Here is a 21,239-nt window from a genome sequence, read left to right on the forward strand (position 1 = left end):
CCTGTGACATTGTTCTGAACCTCCGATGACTGGGACGATCGCGTCGGATTCCCCCATGCCTCGGCAGTCGTCAAGCGCCCTCCCCCACAGGAGAAGGACCCACCGTGCGTCTCCGCATACCCCTTCCCGCACTCATGGCCGGCTTCGTCGCCGGCTGTGCCGCCACCGCCGGCCTGCTGCCGGTCCCGGCACTCGCCGCCGCCGGCCAGGCCGCCCAGCCGTCGGCCGCCGCGCAGTCGTCCGTCACCGCCCATTCGTCCGTCGCCGGCCAGCCGTCGGCCGACGCGGACCCGGCCGTCCCCAAGCCGCTCGGGGCCTTCCTCGCGGCGGACCCGTCCGAGGACATGGCCCCCGTGGCCAAGCCGCTGCCGCCGGCGCTGCTCGGCCAGGTCGTGATGGGCCAGCCGGCCGGGACCACCGTGCAGACCGCGCCGCGCCCGGGCGCGCAGCAGACGCCCCCGGCCAAGCCGGGCACCTCCACCCACTCCACCGCGGGCGCGGCCGGCCCGCTGAGCGCGGCGCCCGCCGGTGCGGCCGCCGCCGGCGCCGCCGCGACCGCGCAGAGCTGTACCCCGGCCGACTTCGGCAGCCGCAGCGGGGCCGACCTGGTCTCCTTCGTCGAGGGCTCGACCCTGGACTGCGTCAGCACGCTGTACAACGTCACCGGCACCGACGCCGGCAACATCTTCAAGGAACCGAAGATGCTCGCCGTCACCAACGCCTTCCGGAGCCAGGCGGCCGCCTACACCGGCGACAACTCGACCGGCATCCTGCAGCTCGTGCTGTTCATGCGGGCCGGCTGGTACGTGCAGTCGAACAACGCGGGGGCCGTCGGCCCGTACGACGCCGCGCTCACCAGTGCCTCCAAGGCCGGCCTGGACGCCTTCTTCGGGAGCAGCCACTGGACCGACGTCACCGACAACAACGGCACCGTGCTCAACGAGGTGCTGGTCCTCACCGACAGCGCCAACCTGCAGAGCAGCTACCTGGGCGTCTACAAGCAGGTGCTGAACAGCTACAACAACTCGTACAACGCGTACCCGAAGATGCTCAAGGCGGTCAACGCCGTGCTCTCCGCGCCGCTCTGGCGCGGCAACTGGAACGCCGACTTCGTCAAGGCGGTCTCCGCCGACCCGAGCATCGCCACCACCCTGGGCACCTTCGCCATCAACCACAAGGACCTGCTCGGCACGGCGAACGCCTACCTCGACACCAACGCCGGCAACGACCTCGGCCGCATGGCCGGTGACGGCCCCGCCGTCGAGGCCGTGGCCAAGGGCCAGGTCAAGGCGGTGCTCGACGCCAGCCAGATCACCGGCGTCACCGGCCCGCTGTACGTCCACACCGCGTACCAGGCCAACGCCTTCGACCCCGGCCAGTGCTCGTACTACGGCACCTGCAACCTCCCGGCCAAGCTGACGGCGGCGGTGCTGCCGAACCAGCTGGTCTGCGACAACCGCACCATCCAGACCGAGGCCCTGTCGCCCGCCGACCTGGCCGCCGTCTGCGCCAGCCTGCGCGGCGAGGACACCTTCTTCCACGGCCTGGTGAAGGACAACGGCCCCATCCCCGGCCAGTACGACAAGACCCTCACCCTCGCGGTCTTCGCCAACCAGGCCGACTACCTGACGTACTCCTGGGCGATCTTCGGGAACTCCACCGACAACGGCGGCCAGACCGTCATGGACCCGACCGACCCCAACAACCAGGCCGTGTGCGTGATGTACCAGAAGTCGTGGAACGACGGCTTCACCGCCAACGTGTGGAACCTCAACCACGAGTACACGCACTACCTGGACAGCATCCACGACATGAAGGGCAACTTCACCACCGAGATCTCCGTCCCGGACATCTGGTGGATCGAAGGCGTCGCCGAGTACCAGTCCTACGCCTACCGCGGCACCACCGACACCCAGGCGATGGCCGAGGCCGCCAAGCACACCTACAAGCTCAGCACCGTCTTCCAGAACACGTACAACAACTCGGACACGGTGCGCACCTACCCGTGGGGCTACCTCGCCGTCCGGTACATGTTCGAGAAGCACCCGGCCGACATCTCGGCCATGCTCGCGCGCTTCCGCACCGGTGACTACCAGGGCGGCTACGCGGTCTACAACAACGTCGGCACCGGTTACGACGCCGACTTCGACGCCTGGCTCGACAGCTGCGCCGGCGGGGCCTGCTACGCGGCCGGCCCGACCGCCCTGTTCGGCTCCGCCGTCAACGGCGCGACCGTCACCCTGACCGACAAGTCCGTCCAGACCGGCCCCGGCCAGATCACCGCGTGGCACTGGACCTTCGGCGACGGCGGCTCGTCCGACCAGCAGAACCCGACCCACGGCTACGCCAAGGCCGGCACCTACACCGTGGCTCTGACCGTCACCGACAACACCGGCAGGACCGCCAGCACCCCGGCCTCGGTCACCGTCACCGCCGGCACCGGCGGCGGCACCACCCTGCCGACCTGCACCGACCCGCGCACCGACGCGCTCGGCCAGAACTGCTCCCGCTCCAACCTCGCCGCCACCGCCGGCGGCCTCAAGTACTTCTACGTCTACCTGCCGGCCGGCACCAGCACCCTGAAGATCAACACCTCCGGGGGCACCGGCACCGCGTACCTGTACTACAACGCGAACACCTGGGCATCGTCGAGTGCCTTTACCGCCTCCTCCACCAACCCGGGCCCGACGCAGAGCATCACCGTCACCAACCCGACGGCCGGCTACCGCTACATCAGCCTCTACGCCAACACCGACTTCAGCGGGGTGACGGTCAGCACCCAGTTCTGACCCTCCCGTCCCCGTGTGGGCCACGCCCGCGGCAGCCTGCCGCGGGCGTGGCCTTTCGGTGCGGGCCTTCGGCGGCGCGTTCGGAATGGCTTCTCGGTCTCGCGTTCGGAATGGCTCTTCGGCGTCGCGTTCGCTTGGCGGATCGCCGCAGCCGGCCCCCTGCCGCCGGCCGGGTCTCTGCCCCGTCTAGCGGGCCGGGGCGTGGGCGGCGTCCAGGACGAGTGCGAGCAGGCGGTCGGCGCTCGCCTCGTCGTCCGGTCCGGGCCCGGTGGTGGTGAGGGCGATGCCGAGGGCGAGTCGGAGCAGGTCGTGCGGGGTGACGTCCGGGCGGGCGGTGCCCTCGCGCTGTGCGCGGGTGACGACGGAAGTGGCGGCGGCCTCGATCCGGCGGTGGCAGTCCGCGCCCAGCGCGTCGGTGACCTCCAGCAGCAGTGCGCCGCCGAGGCCGTGGTTGGTGCGCGCATGGGTGATGAATGCGCGCAGCCACTCGGCGAGGGCCCGGTCGGCGGGCTCGGTGGCGCCCAACTCGTCGGCGCGGGCGCAGAGTCGGCCGACGCGTTCCTGCAGGACGGCCGCGAGCAGGGCGGCCCGGGTGGGGAAGTGCCGGTAGAGGGTGCCCGGGCCGACGCCGGCCCGCCGGGCGATGTCGTTGAGCGAGGCCTCGGCGCCGGCCTCGGAGAACGCCTCCTGGGCGGCGGCGAGGAGCCGCTCGCGGTTGCGCCGGGCGTCGGTGCGCTGTGTCGGGGGCATGGGCGAGGTCCTCGCGGTCGGTGGCCGGTCGTTCCGGGGTGGTCGTTCCGGGGCGGTCGTTCCGGGGTCGGGTCCGGTGGTGGCGGTCGGGTGGTGGTCAAGCGGAGAGGTTCTCCGTATTGTAGGCCACGGCAAACCGGAGAAGCTCTCCGGATGGCCCCGCTGTGGCGTGCCCTGACGCGCCCTGCCCCTGACGATCACGGACGAGCTTCGAGGAGCACCGATGACGGACACCGCGTGGAACGGACTCGGCAAGGTCGGGATCTGGACCTTCGCCTTCGACGCCCAGCCCGCCGGCCGCGTCCGGGAGGCCGCCGCGGAGGTCGAGGAACTCGGGTACGGCGCGATCTGGTTCGGCGAGGCGTTCGGCCGGGAGACGGCGGGCCAGGCCTGGCTGCTCCTGTCGGCGACCCGGCGACTCACCGTCGCCTCCGGCATCGCCAACATCGCCTTTCGCGACCCGATCGCCGCCGCCACCGCCACCCGCACCCTCGGCGAGGCCTTCCCCGGCCGCTACCTGCTCGGCCTCGGCGGCCACCGGGTGGACGACACCGTCCACGAACTCGACGGCTACCCGATGCCCGCCCGCGGCCGGGCGGTCGCCACCATGACCGCCTACCTGGACGCGATGGACGCCGTCCCCGCGCACAGCCCCGCGCCGGACCCGGCGCCCCGCCGCGTGCTGGCCGCACTCGGCCCGAAGATGCTCCGGCTCGCCGCCGAACGCACCTGGGGCGCCCACCCGTACGTCGTCCCGGTCGAACACACGGTTCGGGCGCGGGAGTTGATGGGGCCCGACGCCTTCCTCGGCGTCGAACAGGCCGTCGTCCTGGACACCGACCCGGCGCGCGCCCGCGAACTGGCCACCGCCCACGTGGCCGGCTACGTGGCGATGGCCGCCCACCAGGAGGCCAACGTCCGCCGCCTCGGCTTCGGCGACGAGGACATCGTGGGCGGCCCGAGCCGCCGCCTGGTCGACGCGATCGTCGCCCATGGCGACGCCGACGCGATCCGCCGCCGCGTCCGCGAACACCTCGACGCCGGCGCCGACCACGTCTGCATCCAGGTCCTCACCGCCGACCCGGCCGCCCTCCCCGACCGCGAGTGGCGCGAGCTGGCCCCGGCGCTGCTGCACTGAGGGCTCCCGGCCCGTGACGGAGGCGACTTCCGTGGGAGCGCGGGCCCAGGGCCGTGCTCCCCGGCGATGCGGCCTTGGAACGCCGCGGGCTCACGAGGTGGGGGAGGTCGATGCAGTGGGTGGCATCAGGCAGGGGGTGGTGACGCCCACGACCATGCGGTCGTCGCCGGCGGTGCTGGAGACATCGACGACATACCTGCTCTCGGGATGGCGGGCGGTGACGATCGAGTTCGGCTCCGCGGCGTGCGTCTCCTGGTAAGTGGAGATCTTGAGCCCTTCGTGCGTGAGGAGATTCTTGACCTTGTGGACGACGTCGTTGTGCTGAGCATTGGGGACGTCGCTGTGGATGGCGTAGGAGAGGGTGTAACGGTTGTCGGGCGCGGATTCGCCATTCTTGCCGACGCAGGAGGTGAAGACCGGGTCGGCCGGTTCGTCGTTGATCTGGATCCCGGCGGTCTGGGCCAGGTGTTCAGTGAGCTGCCGCGCCCAGGTGAGTGCCTCGTCGCGAGACTTGACGGGCAGGGGGGCGTCCTTGTCGGTATTGGAGTTGGCCATACAGGCTCCAAGGCTTGAGACCGTCAGCGCTACTGCGATGAACCGCTTCATCGCGGTGCCGGCGCCGGATGGGTGGATGGGCGGGCTGACCATGGGGTTTCTCCCGAGGGGTGTCTCAGTGGGGGATTGAGCCCCATAGCGGATCTTCCTTGGGCGACGTAGTGGGCTTTTGCCCGGCGATGATCCTTCCCTGGTTGAGTACGCTTTCCGTCTCCTCGTCCCAGTAACCGCCATGCCCTGATGTGTCGACTTTGATGTTGTGGCCTCCGAACCCCGCGATATGGGGGCTGGGGCCCAGTGAGAATCCGCCGACGAGTCGGGTGGCGTCATCGGTGGCCTCCCCGATCCAGAGGTGGTCGGGATTGACGGTGAGCTGCTCCGCGTACAGCACTCCCATGCCCGGGCTGCCGAGAGTCGCGATGTCGTCGGCCTGCAGGCCACCCTTTTCGCTGTCGGCGACGCCGACGGCGAAACTGCCGTAGCTGTGCGCAATGTAGCTGAGGTGGCTTTTCGGTTCGCCGTGCGCGGCCCTGAGGCCCTGGGAGAAACGTCGCATGTCGTCGGCGGTGTCGAGACCGCGCATGGGGTTCGACGCCTGCGGGATGCTTTCCGGGGTGTCGTAGCCGAGGTATGAGATCACAGCGACGCTTTCGCCTGCCCGGGCAAACCGCTTGCCGTAGCCCTGGAGCTGACGAATCCGGTCGATCTGCCCCGGGACGCCCGCGAGTTCGGTGTTCGTCCCCGGAACGAAGACTGAGGTGTGCGTGGCCTTGTCCGGGTTGCCGGTCGAAACGACCGCGCGCCCGTCCCCCTCGTACGCCTCCGGGTCGATGCCCAGGAGGAACATCTGATGCGATTCGTCCTTCGCGTTGGCAGTCTCCTCGAGCTTGTCCTTGATGGACTGGAGCGCGGCCTTGCGCTTGTCATAGGTCGACTGGTCGAGACCGAGAGAGGCAGGCGTGCCGGCCTGCAGGGCGTCGAGCTTCTGGTCCAGCACGAGCCGGTTGGCCTCGTCGCGGGCGGTGGCGGGCAGGCCGTCGAGAGTACCGATCTTGGCCGCGTTCAGGGCCAGATACGTTTCCTGCTGGTCGGGTGTCAGGCCCTTCCACCACTCGGCGTTCTGCTTCGGGTCCTTGCCGTCGGGGATGTACGGGTCGGCCAGGCCGAGGTCATTCATCACGTACGCTGTGTCGGTCCGCGTCGCGGCCACGGCTCCGTTCGCCCGCTGGCCGTTCAGGATATCCCCGTTGAGACGCAAGAGGGCGCTGCTGCCCTGGTTGCTCGCCCCCTGGGCGTCCTTCAGCGCCTGGTTGATCCGGTCCTGGTAGCCGGTCCTGAGGCTCATGAGGTTGCGGCGATCGGCCTGGGCGTCCGGGTCGTTGTGCTCCCCGGGGCCCACGGGCGGGAGGCTGACCACGCCGTCCGCCGACACCGTCAGGCCGGAGTCCTGCGCGCGGTGTACCGCGTTCGTCAGGTTCGTCTGCGCCTGGTACATCCGGTCGGCGACCGTGTTGAGCGTGAGCGCGGCCGCCTCAGCCTCCACCCGGACGACGTCCAGCTGCTGCTCGGTGCGCTCCATGTAGGGATACGCCGCACTGGCGTCCGCGCCCGGCCAGTGCTGGTGCAGCGGCCCGTTCACCTGGTTGCGGTGGCGGGAGCCCACGGTCTCCGCAGTGTGTGCCAGCGCCTTCCAGTTCTTCGCGACGTCGCGCAGCCCTTGCGGGTCGAACTTCACCAACAGCTCGTAGACGCTCCTCACTGCTTCGCCCCCTGCTGCTGGCCCCAGGCGCCGGCCACCGCCTGGTCGTTGTGGCTGTGGGCATCGGCGTTCGCGTCCAGGTTGGTCGCGGTGGCAGTGATCCGCTGCTGAAGCGCCGCGAGCGGCGCGGCTCAGCTGATCCCCAGTAGCCCGAGCCCGCCGGCGACCGACCAGCCGGTGAGCTGACCGGACGTCGTCGTCGCCGAGGTCAGGGCGGCTTGGATGGGCTTGCCGAACTCCTCGGCGAGGATCCTGGCGACTTGTGCCGATGCATGAAGTTCTTGCGGAACAACGCTGACGTCTGCCAACGCGATCTCCCCCCGGAGTAAAAGCCAGATGCGGTTTGGGCCGCACAAAAAGTATGCCAATACAATACGCTACGCATCCGTACAGATACTCAGATGGTAGGCAGGAAGGCTGACCACCTGTGGGTCGTCACCCGTTGGCCTCACTTCTGCAGGGCGCGCAGCAGTTGTCGGACGGCGGCGGTCGGGGGGGCCGTGGGGACGGCGAGTGAGGTGGTGACGGTCGGTCCGGCGAGCGGGCGGACGGCCACGTGCGGGAGTTGGGGCAGGCCGGTGACCTCGTAGAAGACCGTCCAGGACGGCTCGGCGTCGCCGCCCAGCTCCGTCAGGGTCTCCTGGAGGCTGGTGAACGGCGCTGTGCGGGGCGGATCGATGCCGGCGGCACGGCAGGCGCCGGTCACCAGGTCGTGGAACGGTGGGTTGCGGTCCCGGGTAGCCAATCGCAGTGGCAGGCAGCCCAGTTGCTCCAAGCGCAGTTCGGGTTCCGCCGCGAGGGAGTGGCCCGCCGGCAGGGCGACGAACAGCGGATCGTGCCACACCGGGACCAGCCGGAGGCCGGGGTGGTCCGGGAGGGCGGCGGCGCGGACCAGGGCCGCGTCCAGCTCGCCCCGGTGCAGGGCCGCCAGCCGTTCGGCCGGTGACGCCCGCCGCAGCCGCACCCGCAGTCGCGGCGTGCGGTCGGCGAGTTCGGCCAGGGCCCGGTACAGCCGGTCGCCCGGCACCTGGACGGTGCCGAGCCGCAAAACCCCGTCCCGGCCGCCCCGCACCTCGGCGGCCACCAGGCCGACCTGCCGGACGGCGGCGAGCGCCGCCCGCGCCTCCGGCAGCAGGCGTTCACCGGCGGCGGAGAGCCGGGTGTGCCGGGTGGAGCGGTCGAAGAGCACCACGCCGAGCTCCCGTTCCAGCCTGCGGATCTGCTGGCTCACGGCCGACTGCACGATGTCCAGCCGCTCGGCCGCCCGGCCGAACCCGCCGTGTTCCGCCACCGCGACGAAGTACTGAATCTGCCTCAGCTCCACCTGATCCCCCGTTCATCACGATCGATGATGACTGTGTGCTCCAAGTGCTTCTGGTCCGCTGATCATCCCGGCCGGTCCAATGGGGACCAACCCGGTTCCGGACGTCGGAGGCCCGGGGACGGCGCAAGCCGGGAGGCGGAGGGAACATGGGAAGCAAGCAGTCGGGCCCGCTCGTGGTGCAGTCGGCGGACGTGGAGCGTGTCGAGATGCCGCACGGCGTCTTCCGGCTGCTGGCCGACGCCGGCAGCACGGGCGGCGCGTTGGGTGCCAACCGGCTGACGCTCGGCACGGGCGCCGACGGTGCCAGGCCGCACTACCACGCGGTGTCCTGGGAGGTGTTCTCCGTCCTCGACGGCACCGCCGAGTTCCTGCTCGGTGACCGGATGTCCGTCGTGGGCGCCGGCGGCCTGGTCGCCGTACCCCCGGGCCTGCCCCACGCCTTCGGGGCCGCCGCGGACAGTCCGACGGACCTGCTCGTCATCGCCGCGCCGGGTGTGGAGCGCTTCGAGTACTTCCGTCGGCTGTCCAGGATCGCCGGGGGTCGGGAGCGGTTCGACGACCTGCTGCCCGACCAGGCCACCTACGACGTGCACTTCGTCGGGAGCAGCGTCTGGGAATCGGCACGGGACCGGGGCTGATCCTCAAGTCGCGGCACCCTGAAGTGCGTTGGTGAGAGCCGGAGGACGGGGATCAGCTCAGCGGAACCTCGGCACCCCGGGCCGAGGACACGGAGCAGGAACTCGACGGGGGTGACGTCCTGCTCCGGACGGTAGGCGGAGCCGGCCGTGTTACCGGGAGCCTGCCCTTGCTACCGGGAGGCGTCCGCGTCCCGGAGGCGCTGGAGGCGGAGGTTGAGCGCTCCCCAGATCCACGCGGCGGAGAGCGGGAGCGTGACGACGGTGAGGCCGACGGCGCTGCGGATGCGGTCGTCCACGACGCGGGCGCACCGGTCGCGGGAGTAGGTCGCCGATGAGGCGTCGACGAGTGCCGGGGAGCCGCACTCGGTGCGACCACTGCTCCCCGCGGTGGCAGGGAGGAAGGCCACGCCGATCGCCCAGATCCATCCGACGACCGTCAGGACCCCGAGCGTGTTGACCACCCAGTGCTGGACACGATTGGCGCGACGCCACGCCCGGTCGTCGCTCTCCCGCAGATACTCCGCTACCTCCATGGTCTCCCCCTGTCTTCGATGCGGTCGGTGGTCGGAGGGATCATTCCAGGCCGTGCGTCTGGCGGCCAACAGTGGGGCCGTGAGGACCCGTGACCGTCGTTCCGACGAAGGTTCATCGTCCGACGAGCCGCCGGAGCCAGCGGGTACGCGCGTCGCGGGCGTCCCGGGTGAGGACCGCCTGCGGCGCGAGGCTGTCGAAGCCGTGGAAGGCGCCGGGCCATACGTGCAGTTCGGCTGCGCCGCCGGCCTGCCAGATCGCGTTGGCGTAGGCGACGGCCTCGTCCCTGAAGGTCTCGGCCGACCCGACCTCGACGTAGGCCGGGGGCAGCCCGGACAGGTCCGTGGCGCGGGCGGGGGCCGCGTAGGGCGGAAGGTCGGCGGCGCCGTACCGTTCGCCGAGCAGGGCTTGCCACGCGGTCGCGTTGGAGGCTCGGTCCCAGGTGTCGATGCCGGCCATCTGGTGGCTGGAGAAGGTGGTGCCGCGGTCGTCGAGCATCGGGCTCAGCAGCAGTTGACCGATCGGAGCTGGCCCGCCGCGGTCGCGGGTCAGCAGGGCGAGTGCTGCGGCGAGTCCGCCGCCTGCGCTCTTCCCTCCCAGGATGATGCGGTCCGCGTCGAGGCCCAGTTCGGCCGCCTGGTCGGCCGCCCGGACGAGTCCGGCGTGGCAGTCCTCCACGGGGCCGGGGTACCGCACGTGGGGTGCCAGTCGGTACTCGACGGAGACGACGGCGAGTTGCAGCGGGAGAGCCCATTCGAGAAGCACCTGCGGAAGGACGGACCACGCATTTCCCATGATCATTCCACCGCCGTGCATGTAGTACAGGAGCGGCAGCGGCCCGGTGATGCCGGCGGGCCGCGCGCTGACGAGCGTGACGTCGTGCCCGCCCGGCCCTCCCGGCGCACGCAGCTCCGCCACCTCGAAGCGGCCGTCGGCCCGCAGCTCCTGGACCGTCGGCCTGGGCCGGGATGCCGCATCCTGCTCCTGCCGGGCCGCAAGGTTCTCCGGGGTGAGCGGTTCCCGCGCCTCCGCTCCCATGGCTGCCAGCACGGCCCGCAGTTCCGGGTCGAAGGGAGGCGCCTGCCGGGCTGTCGAGTCGGGCTTGTGCTCCGACGGCATTCGTCCGGCACCCATCACAGGACCTCCCCTTGGCCGAGGGATGCCCGGCGGCATCCCGACCATGACAGCCTGCCAGCCCGCAGCGTCCGTGGGGACCGCTCCGGGACCTGCCGGGCGGCAGTGGGTCCAGGCCCGTCCTGCCGGGCGGCCCCGGTCCAGGTCGTGGGCGGGCCCGTCCGCCCGGATCCGCCAGCGGATCCCCGTGTTCAGGCGTACTCGGCTGCCAGGGCCTCCCAGAACTCGACGTAGTTCTGCTCGTGCCGGGCGCCTAGGTCGAGCAGGCGGGCCCGGGATGGTGTGGCCGGATCTGCTGGGTCCAGGTCGGCGAGTCGCCGGCGGTAGTCGTCGGCCCATTTCCGGTGCCGGGCGGCCTGGGTCAGGGCCAGCTCGGCGACCTCGGCCGGGGTGGCGAGGTCGGTGAAGGTGAGTTTGAGCAGCGAAGGGTTGCGGGTCTCAGGTGGGGGCGTGGCCGGATCGGCCAGCCAGCGGTGCAGGGCCTCGCGCCCGGCGTCGGTGAGATGGAAGACGCGGCGTCGCCGGCCGTGTTCCTCGGCGTGCTCGGTCAGCAGGCCTAGTTCCGCCAGCCTGGGCGGGTCTCGGTAGAGCTGGGCATGCGGGATCGGCCAGTAGTTGTCGATGCTCTGCTCGACCCGCGTCTTCAGCTCGTACGGCGTCATCGGGCCGTTGCGGGCGATCAGCCCGAGCACCACGTACTGCGAGGGCGTCAGCTCGTCCATCATCCCGTCCTCCGGCCGACCCGATGGCCGACCCGGTGGCCGACCCGATGCGCCATTGCGACCGTCTCAATGAGACTATAGGGTAGTTCCATTGAGACGGTTGCAATGAGACGATTGGGAACCGATGAACGTGCACCCCGAGCTGGTCGACGTCCTGGCCGCGCTGCCGGAGTTCGACCCGCTGGCCGATCCGCCGGCTACCCGGGCCCACCTGCGCAGCGTGCTGGCCGCCGAACCCCCGCTCGTGGATCCCCGCCTGGCCATCGAGCACCTCGCCATCCCCGGCCCGGCGGGTGACCTGCAGGTCCGCCTGTACCGGCCCACCGGTGGGACGACGTCGACGCGCCCCGCAGTGATGTACTTCCACGGCGGCGCGTTCATCTCCGGCGATCTGGACACCGGCGACACCAACTGCCGCGACATCTGCCTCGCCGCCGACGCCGTCGTCGTCTCGGCGGACTACCGCCTCGCCCCGGAACACCCCTACCCCGCTGCCTTCGACGACTGCTACGCCGCACTGCAGTGGACCGCCGCCAACGCCGACACCCTCGGCGTGGACCCGAACCGGATCGCCGTCTCCGGCCGCTCGGCCGGCGGGGCACTCGCCGCAGCGACCGCCCTGGCGTCCCGGGACCGTGGCGGCCCCGCCCTCGCCTACCAACTGCTCCTCGTCCCCACCGTGGACGACCGGTGCGACCAGCCTTCGGTCGACGCGGTCAGCGACGGCCGAGTGATCGACGGGCGGGCAGTGCGTGGGATGTGGCCGCTGTATCTGGGGCCGAAGCCGGCCGACCAGTACGCCGCCCCGGCCCGGGCGACCAGCCTGGCAGGCCTGCCGCCCACGTACGTCGTGGTCTGCGAGCAGGACCCGCTGCGCGACCAAGGTCTGGATTACGCACGACGGCTCATCACCGCCGGCGTCCCCACCGAGATCCATCACGTGCCGGGGGCGTTCCACCTCTTCGAGGGCTACGCCCCCACCAGCTCGCTCGCCCGCCGCACCACCGCGGCCTGGACCACGGCCCTGGCTGCCGCACTGCGCTGAGGCGTGGCTCTGCGCTCAGCCGGGCCGGGCGTCGGGAGCCGGGTCAGCGTGCAGGATTCGGAGGCGGGCGGGCATGCGCACGCAGGTGTGGTTCGGCCGGACAGGATCCGGCGAACCGGTGCTGTCTGCGAGGCTGTCCCGCCGCTGGCTGTGGCTCAGGTGGTTCGATCGCGTAGTGCATAAAGCCGCTGCTGCTGCCGTGGCCACCACGTGCCGAGTCTGGTGGAGCTGAGGTATCCCCAGGTCGGTGCCGCCCGGCGCTCACACGTGTTCACTTGGCGAACTCGAACCGCAGATAGCCCGTCAGTGAGCGGGGTAAGACCCGGTGTGCGTGCTGCTGCGTCAGGAGTAACGACCAACGGTAGGCGATCAGTTGTGGGCGCCGACGCTACGATGCGATACTGCCGATACTGCCGAGGGGGAGCTATGGGGCGTGTGGTGGCTGCCGCTCGGGCGGCGGCCGTGGTCGTCGCCACCTGGCTGGTGCTGTTCGTGCTGATGGTGCTGCTGGAGTCGGTTCGGCCAGGCCCCCAGCCCCACGGCGGCCTCTCGTCCACGGTCGTCACGCTGTGGCTGCTCGCGCTGCTCCTCGGGCCGCTGGTCGCCTGCGTCGCGTTGCGCCGGTGGATCGCCGTCGGCCGGGCCAGGAGTCCGGATGAACCCCTTCCTCCCGGGCCGTACGCGCGGGCCGAGCAGGACACGCCGCAGTCCGGCGGGCATACCTGGCGGACGGACGCGTCACCTCCTCCGTGGTCCGACGAGCAGAGACACTTCCAGACCCCGCGTGCCGCCGAGGACCCGGACGCCGAGGACCCGGACGCCGAGGCCCGGCGACGGGCCCGTGCGGAAGCCGAGCGGAAGCATGCAGAAGCTGAGCGTGCCCGCGCGACAGCTGAGCGGGCGCGTAGGGAGGAAGCTCGACGACGAGCGGCGCGCAACCGCCGGCTGCGCGAACGGGGTCGGCGGTACTGACAAGCCGCAGGCCGGTTGAGAAGGGAACCGGCTCGGCCGCGGCCGGCCTTGCCGATCCTTGGGCGAGTGGCTTTCGAGGTCGTCGGCCGGAACCGGGGCGAGAATGAGCAGCGTCGGATCCCTGGACGGCGAGCGCCTGCACCCGGTTGTCGCCGCGGCCGTACGTCCTGTGCACGCCGGTCAGGCTGACGACATCGCCCACGCTCGCCGCACCGAGGGATGACAAGCCGGGAACCCGCCTCTCTGGGAGAACATGACGACGCTGCTGGAGCCTCGTTCCGGAACACTCGCTCGCCTTCTCCACGGGGGATCTGTCAGGGGCCTCGGCCACCCGCTGCCCCGACGCTACGGCCGCATGAGGCATCGATGCCCCCGTGCGGTCCCTGAGATCGGACCCTGATGAACCCCTGACCTGAGAAGGCGGCCACCGTTCGGCGCAGACGCCCGCGGGGTGGCGCTCCTGACGGGAGATCGGGTCGATCCCGCAGCGGCGGCCTGGGCGGAGGCGAAGCAGTGGAGTCAGTACGCCTGCATGGCCCGCCCCGTCGTGGTCGACACCACGCAGCGCCGGGTGTCGACGTTTCGCGGGTCCTTCGTCTTCGGCGCCATCTACGCGTCCCACCTCCACGACAAGTCGTCCCGGTACTTCCACCGTCAGGGCGGCCGGCCTCGTCGACGCGTGAGCCCGGGTGGCACGGTGGGTCCGACGGCCGGCCCTGACCGGGTGGCGGGCAGGGCCGGCGCCGGTCGGGCGGTGAAGTTGGGGAACCGTCGAGGGCACCAGGGCGCCGGCGGTTGGCGAGCCGGCCGCGGCGCTCGGGGATCGTGGCGGCCGTTTCGCCCACGTGCCGTCCCGGCGTGACGGAATTGTGCTGATCGAATCCGTCGATCCCCGATACGCTCTGCGTCGATCAGGACAACGTCTGCGGGGGGCGGGAAATGACGGGCACTCAGGAAGATGCCACGGCGCCGGTGCCGACCGTGCCGATCTCCGGCTCGGTGGGTGGCGGAGCCGCCGTCGGCTCTGGCTGTTCGGCGGGGCGGCGGTCGCGGCGGCGGCAATCACGGTCGGAGCCGTGCTGCTGTTCGGGGGCGGTGACGAGCAGGGGCTGAAGCAGACGCTCTGCGGGCTGGAGCGGGCGGACGGGACGCCGCTCGGCACCCTGCTGTCGAAGGGGCGCCCCGGGACCGAGCATCGCGAGGTGGATGCCGCCGAGCGCCGGGTGTCCTGCCAGATCTCGGTCGACGGGGAGAAGGCGCTGAGTGTCGTGCTGTTCGACGCCGACCTGGAAGCCCCGGAAGAGGGCGGCCATGCGACCGCGAAGGACATGATAGGCCGGGGCGTCCTGGCCTCGGGGCCGGGCGCCGGAGTGACGGAGTACTGCGCCGGCGATCACTCCCGCGCGTTCACCGTGACGGTCATCGCGGACACCAGCGTGTTCCTCAAGCCGAACGCCGACCGGGATGCCCTCACCAAGGCGCTGGGTTCCCTGACCGGGAAGGTCGCGGCCGAGCAGCAGCACGAGGTCTGCCGCTAGTGCTGTGACCGGCGACGTTCACCGGTTTGCGATGGATGAGCGGAGAGCCAGGCAGGGCGGAGCCGGTGTCTGGATTACCTCGCTGAGGGAGAGCGCTGCGCGGTGAGCACGGGCTGGTAGTACCCGCTGGAGTCCGGACCGTGCCAGGTGATGTCGGTGAAGCCGGCTTCAGCCACGAACTCTGTCAACTGCGAGCGCGTCAGCGCCCAGTAGGTGCTCCGGCGGACTCGGACATTCCAGGTGTTCTCGGTGGGGGTGAGCTGGAAGTGCTCCAGGTCGTAGCGCTCGCCGTCTTCATGCCAGTGCCACAGTTGGAAGGTGATCGCCTGGCCGTCGCGCGTGTCCGAGACCTGGGGAGGTGTCGCCGTGGGTTTGGTCCGGCGCGCCTCGTCATAGGCCCGGACAGTGATCATCAACAGTCCGTCGTCTCGGAGCACCCGTCGCATGCCAAGGAGTGCAGTCCGGAGATCCTGCCCGGAGAGCAGGTGCGGGAGTGAGTTGTCCGCGCAGAGTAGAACGTCGAAGACCCCGTCACTGAAGGGCAGTCGGCGCATGTCGGCCGCAGCCGTCGGAAGCCTGCTGCCTCGGGCCGCCGCCTCGGCGGCAGCGCGCGCGGCGGCGACTGGGCTCAGGTCGCTTCCGACGACCTGGTGCCCGGCCAAAGTCAGCCCGATCGCCTGGGTGCCGATCCCGCACGAGCAGTCCAGGATGGCATGCGGTCCCGCTCCAAGACATAGTCTGACAAGACCGTCCAGTACCTCTGCCTGGTACGCCATGCTCGCGTCCCAGTCCCGGAACATCAGGTGGTAGTCGTGGGCCAACTCGTCGTAGAAATCCCGCACAGATAGCTCGGACATGTACCTCACCGTAGTGCGTGGTCGCCACGGATGACGGGCAATTCAGGCTGCGGCTGCCTGGCTTCGGCCTCCCCGGCGCAGGCCCTTCTCGCTGCGGATGCGGGCTCGTTCGCGGCGTTGGGCAGCCAGGACGTCGGGGTGGCGGGCGTTGGCGTTGCGCCGGCGCAGGTAGGCGTGCAGCGCGCGGGTCTGGGCGGTGTGGTTGGGGTGGTTGGAGTTCGCGAGGGCGAACTGCCGCAGTGGTCCGAAGTGCGCTTCGATCGGTTGGCCCAGGAGGCGTTGGTCGGGGCGAAGCAGAGGTGGCAAATGATCACCTGGTCGGTTCGCGGCTCCTAGACCTGCCACAAGATCGATCACCAGCCAGACCCCAGGCCCTGCCCCAGTGGGGGCAGGGCTGTCGCCGGTCAGGCGGTGAAGTTGGGGGAGTGGGTCTCGATGGCCTTCACGAAGGCGGTCCACTCGGAGCTGTTGAAGGCGAGGTGGGGGCGGTCGGGGTGCTTGTCGTCGCCGAGCCAGACGTCGCCGTTGGGGAAGCGGGCGATGATCACGCAGCTGCCGTTGGAGTCCCCGGAGAAGGGTGACTTGGCCCAGTCGGCGTCGGCGGGATCGTGGTCGTAGGGGTTATGCCTGATACTCACGTCAGCTCTTCCAACTTGTGCTCAAGGGCAGCGATGGTGTCCTCGGGCGACAGCGAGTAGCCCTTCAGCCTTGCAAAGGCTCGCTCTGCCCGTCGTACGTCGCGTCCTGATCTACGCGGGAGCATACCGCCGACGGCTTCGATGAAGACAAAGCCCTCCTGGGGTTCGCCAGGGAAGCGCATGAGTGAGAGTCCGGACGAGAGGATCGCTCGGCGCCCGGCACTCAGCGGGACCATGCGCAGAACTACGTTCGGAAATTGAGCGACCTCAATCGCGTGTCGGATCTGACCAGCAAGGATGTCCTTGTCGCTACCGACAAGGAGGGTGACCTCGCCGAAGTACGCCTCCAGATTGACGCGTGGGTCATCGGTCAACCGCCGTTGCCGTAGAACTCGTACTTCGGCAGCGGCTTCATTCTGGTCCTCGCTGAGACCGTCGAGGCCGGCGGCAATTACCTCGCGAGCGTAGTCCTCGGTCTGGAGAAGTCCGGGAAACGCGGAGGGGAAGTACTCCCAGAGATGTGTTGCGGCGGCTTCCAGGCCCAGGAACTCGGCGAAGGCGGCGCTGATCGTCTCAGCGAACTCGTGGTCCTGCCACCAGTTCTTGGAAGGGCTGTCGCCGACGAGGTTCTCGATCTCGGATCGGTCCGTGCCGTTGATGCCGCAGTGGTCCAGGAGTCTGGCCAAGTCGGCGGCGCTGACCGGTACCTTGCCGTGTTCGACTCTGCTGAGGCGACCGGGGTTCCAGCCCTTGAGGCCCCTGGTCATGTCGATCTGCGTCTTGTTGTTCTCCACCCTCCAGGCGCGCAACTCCTCCCCGAGCTGGATCCGCCTGAGCGTGGACCGGTCCATGGTCAACCGCCGTCCCTCCCTCTGGATGTTGGCGACCAGTCTCTCTGCGTGAACCGTACGGCTCAAGCCAGATCAAGATCAAACAACTTATTTTTCTCTTGTAGCCGTTCGGGTTGCAAATTCGATTCCAGGTGACCCACACTCAACGTGACCGCACGAACACGCTCCTGATGGAGCGTCGAGCTGCGAAGGGTGAACCATGTCCACTTTGCGCACGTCCGTCCTCCGCACCTGGGAGGCCACCCTGACCGAGCACTCCAGCTCGGTCCGAACCGCCCGCCGCCACATCCGTGACCAGCTCACCGTCTGGGGCTGGGAGGGCGAGCGCGTCGACGACCTCGTCCTCATCACCTCCGAGCTCGTCACCAACGCCGTAGTCCACGCCTGCCAGGGGCAGGGTGAAGTCCGGCTCTACCTCCAGGAGTTCGGCGGTGACTGCCGGCTCGAAGTCTGGGACTCGCGCTTCGACCTTCCGCTCCAGGAGCGCCGGCCGCGCCGATTCAACGAGGGCGGTCGCGGGATCGAGCTCGTCCGCGACCTCGCCTTCGACTTCGGGGTGGTCGTCCGCCGGGGCGCCGGCAAGCGCGTCTGGGTGCGAGTCCTGCTGGACGCCGCCAACCAGCGGCCTCCGCTCGCCAGTTGAAGAGCCACACCTCCGCCGGGCGCGATCACGTACAAGCGAAGGTCACCCGGCAGCCGCCAACTTCCCGACCAAAGGAGCAAGCCCTCCATGCACCCCGCCGCCATCGCCTTCCGTGACCCCGCTGCCGTCTACGAGCGCTGCGAGATCGCCGGCGTTCGCCGCCTCACCCTCGAACCCGGCTACGAGAGCACCGTCGTCGTCCCCGACGGCGCCTGGAAGTCCATCCCCGACGGCTATCCCGAGCGGTTCGCACCCAGCATCTTCACCAGGGACAGCGGCCTGATCGAGCTGTTCCGCGTACCCGACACCGTCTTCGACCTCCACACCCTCGCCGCCCTCGTGGACACCCTCGGAGACCCCACCCCGGTCACTCTCGGTGATACCCGCGACGCCCCCGGGCAGCTGGTCACGCACCTCGACCCCGCCACCGGCCTGCGCCCCGGGCTGCACGTCGACAACCACCAGAACCTCCCGTACGCCGCCCGGGAGACCGCCCGTCGGCGGTTCTGCGTCAACCTCGGGCCGGGCAGCCGGTACCTCCTCCTCTCCGACACCGACATCAAGTCGATCTGCCGCACCGTCCACGACCGCTACGAGAACCACCACCCCCGCACCGCCGACCTGCGGCTCTTCGTCACGCTCCGCCGCCCCCTGAGCGTCCTGCGCCTGCGCATCGACCCAGGGGAGGGCTGGTTCGCGCCGACGGCCGTGCTCCCCTACGACGAGTCCACCGAGGGGCAGGAGTTGCCGTCCGTCACCGGCTCGTGGTTGGGGCACTGGGACCGCGGGGTGTTCGGTCCGCTGATCTGACCGAGCCCGATCGGGTTGTGTCAGGCTGGTGGGGAGGGGCTGGAGCGCGACTGCGGTCGGGAGGCTCGCGATGGCCGAGATCAGGGTGAACGGGGTGTCGCTGTACTACGAGGCCCGGGGGTCCGGGCCGGGCGTGGTGCTGGTCCACGGGTCCTGGAGCGACGCCGACAGCTGGGCGCGGGTGGTGCCCGGACTGGCCGAGCAGGCCACCGTCGTCGCGTACGACCGGCGCGGGCACAGTCGCAGCGAGGACCTGCTCACCCAGGGTTCGGTGTACGAGGACGCGGCCGACCTGGCCGCCTTGATCCAGGGCCTCGGCCTCGCCCCCGCCTTCGTCTGCGGGGACTCGTACGGCTCGCTGATCACGCTCCGCCTGGCCGCGGCCCGCCCCGACCTGCTGCGCGGCGTGGCCGTGCACGAGCCGCCGGGGACGGGCATGCTGCTAGCCGATCCCGAGCTGCGGCCCATCGGGACGGCGTTCGCCGGGCGGATCGCGGCCGTCCGGGAGCTGCTGGAGCAGGCGGAGTCGGCCGCCGCGGCGGAGCTGTTCGTGGAGACGCTCGCGTTCGGCCCGGGGGCGTGGGCGCAGCTGCCGGCGCCGATCCGGCACACGTACATCCGTAACGCGCCGACGTACCTGGACGAGCTGCGCGACCCGGACGCGCTGGACCTCGACCTCACCGCCCTCGCCCACTACACCGAGCCCGCACTGCTCACCCAGAGCGACGACAGTGCGCCGATGTACGGCGAGGTGCTGGACCTGGTCGACCTCGCGCTGCCGAAGGCGGAACGACACCTGTACGAGGGTGCCGGTCACGCTCCGCATCTGGCGCAGCCGGAGGAATGGGGGCGGGTGACCCTGCCACGCGTCCTGGGGTGAGGTGCGCGCGAGGGGCGTGAACCGCCTGGCGCGCGCCCCTGAGTTACTGCCGGGCATGCTGAGCCTCACCGGTGTCACGGTCGTCCGTCGCACGGGTTCCAGGGCGGCCGGCGGTCGGCAGCGCCTCCCCAGGCGGGAGCGGAAGCGTCCGCCCCAGACGGGCAAGCGGGGACAGGGCCATCAGCACGGGCGACAGGAGCATGCCGGCGGCCGTCACCAGGAGGCTGCTGCGCAGCCCCCACTCCTCCGCGAGAAGGCCGCCGAGCAGCGAGCCGAACGGGGTCAGACCCATGCCGGCAAACGTGATCGTCGCGGCCACGCGGCCCTGCATCCCGTCCGGGGTGACGGCCTGCCGGACGGCCATGACCGTGACGTTCACCAGCTGGCCGAAGGCTGCGAACACGAAGTTGACCGCGATGAGCGCGAGGATCGTGACCACGGAGGGGCCGCGCAGGACGGGCACAGCGAGCATGACGCCGTCACCGAGCACCGCCGCGACCACGAGTACCGGGCCGTGACCGAACCGGCTCGGGAGACGGGCGGCGAGCAGCGAGCCCAGGAGTGCGCCCGGCCCCGTCGCCGCGAGCGCCAGGCCGACGGCGGTGCCCGACAGGTGGAGGTCCCGCGGCAGGAAGAGCAGGTAGACGGTCATCATGGCCGCGAAGGAGAACTGGAAGGCGGCCGAGGCGAGGCCCACGGTCCGCAGTGAGGTGTTGCCGCCGACGAAGCGCAGCCCCTCCTGGATCTGCCGCCAGACCGGAGAGGGGCGGTCTGAGCGCTCCGTGATCGATTCGATCCGGCGGATGCGGCCGATGCGGCGGATCGACAGGACCGACAGCACGAAGAACAGCGCGCCGGACGCGGCGGCGATCGGTGCCGACAGCAGGGACACCAGCGCTCCGCCGAGCGCCGGCCCGCCGATCTGCGCAGCGGAGCGGCTGCCCTCCAGCGCGCTGTTGCCCCGCACCAGCTGATCACGTGTCACCAGTCGGACGAGCGAAGCCTGGTACGCCACGTCGAAGAACACGGACAGGGCACCGACGGCAAAGGCCACCGCGAGCAGCTCCGGCAGGCCGAGTTCGCCGAGGAGGCCGGCCACGGCGGCCCCGCCCAGCGCCAGGGCCCGGCCGAGGTCCGTCAGCACCATGACGGTCCGGGTCCGCCGGCCGTCCACCCAGGCGCCGACGAAGAGCGAGAGCAACAGCAACGGCGCCTGTCCCACCGCGCGGAGGGTGCCCACCTGGTCGGCGCCCGCGTCGAGCGAGACGACAGCGATCAGCGGCAGGATCACCAGGCCCGTGTGCTCGCCGAGTTGGGACAGCGTCTGGCCCACCCAGAACCGGCGGAAGTCACCGTCCCGCCAGAGGCCTGGCGGCGAAGGACGGCCCGCATCGTGTACGACGGAGGAAGCGAACGGCACAGGGACCCCTTGGGTTGCCGAGAACGAGGCCCACCACCCGGCGCCCGACGGGCGCACCGACGGTTCAGGTGGGGGAAGGCTCGCTGTGCCGCGCAATCAAGGGCAGCACGCGATGACAGGCCGATCACGGCCTACGACGTCAACGCGTGCTCGGACGACCGGGCATGTCTCGACTCCTCATGGGTTGCTCGCCGGCCTCGAACACTAGCCCTCGATGGCCGGGCATGAAACCGAATTGATGACGG

The 21,239-nt window shown here is 70.5% G+C and carries 21 protein-coding genes and 1 pseudogene; 9 read left to right on the plus strand and 13 right to left on the minus strand.

Annotation, left to right across the window (positions count from 1 at the left end; all coding sequences use genetic code 11):
• Positions 1–104 precede the first annotated feature (104 nt).
• Complete coding sequence (locus tag OG286_RS31710; protein WP_405359219.1) at positions 105–2,789, plus strand: collagenase; 2,685 nt, start codon at positions 105–107, stop codon at positions 2,787–2,789.
• Between the two features lie 186 nt (positions 2,790–2,975).
• On the opposite strand, the gene OG286_RS31715 is transcribed toward OG286_RS31710, so the two are convergent.
• Positions 2,976–3,539: a TetR/AcrR family transcriptional regulator gene (locus OG286_RS31715; protein ID WP_405359217.1), complete on the minus strand. Its 564-nt coding sequence runs from the start codon at positions 3,537–3,539 to the stop codon at positions 2,976–2,978.
• Positions 3,540–3,762: 223 nt separating this feature from the next.
• Between OG286_RS31715 and OG286_RS31720 the strand changes: the two genes are divergently transcribed.
• Positions 3,763–4,677 carry a TIGR03620 family F420-dependent LLM class oxidoreductase gene (locus OG286_RS31720; protein ID WP_405365941.1) on the plus strand — a complete coding sequence of 305 codons (915 nt, stop codon included), beginning with the start codon at positions 3,763–3,765 and terminating at the stop codon, positions 4,675–4,677.
• A 90-nt stretch (positions 4,678–4,767) separates the two neighbouring features.
• On the opposite strand, the gene OG286_RS31725 is transcribed toward OG286_RS31720, so the two are convergent.
• From OG286_RS31725 to OG286_RS31740, 4 genes are all read right to left on the minus strand, one after another.
• On the minus strand, positions 4,768–5,325 hold the full coding sequence (locus tag OG286_RS31725; RefSeq protein WP_396321616.1) for a hypothetical protein: 558 nt from the start codon (positions 5,323–5,325) through the stop codon (positions 4,768–4,770).
• Between the two features lie 22 nt (positions 5,326–5,347).
• Positions 5,348–6,967, minus strand: coding sequence for an alpha/beta hydrolase (locus OG286_RS31730; protein WP_405366088.1), 1,620 nt, complete (start codon positions 6,965–6,967; stop codon positions 5,348–5,350).
• A 155-nt stretch (positions 6,968–7,122) separates the two neighbouring features.
• The gene (locus OG286_RS31735; protein ID WP_405359211.1) at positions 7,123–7,299 is read right to left on the minus strand and encodes a hypothetical protein; all 177 of its coding nucleotides are present in this window, start codon (positions 7,297–7,299) and stop codon (positions 7,123–7,125) included.
• 140 nt (positions 7,300–7,439) lie between these two features.
• The gene (locus OG286_RS31740; RefSeq protein WP_396321614.1) at positions 7,440–8,315 is read right to left on the minus strand and encodes a LysR family transcriptional regulator; all 876 of its coding nucleotides are present in this window, start codon (positions 8,313–8,315) and stop codon (positions 7,440–7,442) included.
• Positions 8,316–8,461: 146 nt separating this feature from the next.
• On the opposite strand from OG286_RS31740, the gene OG286_RS31745 reads away from it, so the two are divergent.
• Entirely contained in the window at positions 8,462–8,953 is a 492-nt protein-coding gene (locus OG286_RS31745; protein WP_396321613.1) for a cupin domain-containing protein, read from the plus strand.
• A gap of 170 nt (positions 8,954–9,123) precedes the next feature.
• On the opposite strand, the gene OG286_RS31750 is transcribed toward OG286_RS31745, so the two are convergent.
• The 3 genes from OG286_RS31750 to OG286_RS31760 all read right to left on the minus strand — a co-directional run bounded on the left by OG286_RS31750 (position 9,124) and on the right by OG286_RS31760 (position 11,343).
• A complete protein-coding gene (locus OG286_RS31750) occupies positions 9,124–9,486 on the minus strand; it encodes a hypothetical protein (protein ID WP_405359208.1) in 363 nt (120 codons plus the stop codon).
• Between the two features lie 112 nt (positions 9,487–9,598).
• Complete coding sequence (locus tag OG286_RS31755; RefSeq protein WP_396321611.1) at positions 9,599–10,618, minus strand: alpha/beta hydrolase; 1,020 nt, start codon at positions 10,616–10,618, stop codon at positions 9,599–9,601.
• A 191-nt stretch (positions 10,619–10,809) separates the two neighbouring features.
• Complete coding sequence (locus OG286_RS31760) at positions 10,810–11,343, minus strand: helix-turn-helix transcriptional regulator (protein ID WP_405359206.1); 534 nt, start codon at positions 11,341–11,343, stop codon at positions 10,810–10,812.
• A 121-nt stretch (positions 11,344–11,464) separates the two neighbouring features.
• On the opposite strand from OG286_RS31760, the gene OG286_RS31765 reads away from it, so the two are divergent.
• From OG286_RS31765 to OG286_RS31775, 3 genes are all read left to right on the plus strand, one after another.
• Positions 11,465–12,385, plus strand: coding sequence for an alpha/beta hydrolase (locus OG286_RS31765; protein ID WP_396321609.1), 921 nt, complete (start codon positions 11,465–11,467; stop codon positions 12,383–12,385).
• Positions 12,386–12,823: 438 nt separating this feature from the next.
• Positions 12,824–13,357 carry a hypothetical protein gene (locus OG286_RS31770; RefSeq protein WP_396321608.1) on the plus strand — a complete coding sequence of 178 codons (534 nt, stop codon included), beginning with the start codon at positions 12,824–12,826 and terminating at the stop codon, positions 13,355–13,357.
• Between the two features lie 1,076 nt (positions 13,358–14,433).
• A complete protein-coding gene (locus OG286_RS31775) occupies positions 14,434–14,895 on the plus strand; it encodes a hypothetical protein (protein ID WP_405359202.1) in 462 nt (153 codons plus the stop codon).
• Between the two features lie 74 nt (positions 14,896–14,969).
• Here OG286_RS31775 and OG286_RS31780 read toward each other — a convergent pair whose 3' ends face one another.
• From OG286_RS31780 to OG286_RS31795, 4 genes and pseudogenes are all read right to left on the minus strand, one after another.
• Positions 14,970–15,752 (minus strand): class I SAM-dependent methyltransferase, encoded by a 783-nt coding sequence (locus tag OG286_RS31780; protein WP_405359200.1) that lies wholly within the window; start codon positions 15,750–15,752, stop codon positions 14,970–14,972.
• Between the two features lie 42 nt (positions 15,753–15,794).
• A pseudogene (locus OG286_RS31785) lies at positions 15,795–16,051 on the minus strand (IS630 family transposase); the annotation flags it as partial.
• 105 nt (positions 16,052–16,156) lie between these two features.
• Entirely contained in the window at positions 16,157–16,390 is a 234-nt protein-coding gene (locus OG286_RS31790; protein ID WP_396321605.1) for a DUF397 domain-containing protein, read from the minus strand.
• Positions 16,387–17,241: a helix-turn-helix domain-containing protein gene (locus OG286_RS31795; RefSeq protein WP_396321604.1), complete on the minus strand. Its 855-nt coding sequence runs from the start codon at positions 17,239–17,241 to the stop codon at positions 16,387–16,389. Before OG286_RS31795 ends, OG286_RS31790 begins: the two co-directional genes overlap by 4 nt.
• A 199-nt stretch (positions 17,242–17,440) precedes the next feature.
• Between OG286_RS31795 and OG286_RS31800 the strand changes: the two genes are divergently transcribed.
• The 3 genes from OG286_RS31800 (at position 17,441) to OG286_RS31810 (ending at position 19,574) form a co-directional block, all read left to right on the plus strand.
• Positions 17,441–17,884, plus strand: a complete 444-nt coding sequence (locus OG286_RS31800) for an ATP-binding protein (protein ID WP_405359198.1) — start codon at positions 17,441–17,443, stop codon at positions 17,882–17,884.
• An 87-nt stretch (positions 17,885–17,971) separates the two neighbouring features.
• Positions 17,972–18,694, plus strand: a complete 723-nt coding sequence (locus OG286_RS31805; protein WP_405365942.1) for a hypothetical protein — start codon at positions 17,972–17,974, stop codon at positions 18,692–18,694.
• Positions 18,695–18,764: 70 nt separating this feature from the next.
• On the plus strand, positions 18,765–19,574 hold the full coding sequence (locus tag OG286_RS31810; protein WP_405359194.1) for an alpha/beta fold hydrolase: 810 nt from the start codon (positions 18,765–18,767) through the stop codon (positions 19,572–19,574).
• A 43-nt stretch (positions 19,575–19,617) separates the two neighbouring features.
• Here OG286_RS31810 and OG286_RS31815 read toward each other — a convergent pair whose 3' ends face one another.
• Entirely contained in the window at positions 19,618–20,994 is a 1,377-nt protein-coding gene (locus tag OG286_RS31815; protein ID WP_405359192.1) for an MFS transporter, read from the minus strand.
• Positions 20,995–21,239 lie beyond the last annotated feature (245 nt).

The sequence above is a fragment of the Kitasatospora sp. NBC_00039 genome, assembly GCF_045160625.1.
Classification (GTDB): Bacteria; Actinomycetota; Actinomycetes; order Streptomycetales; family Streptomycetaceae; genus Kitasatospora.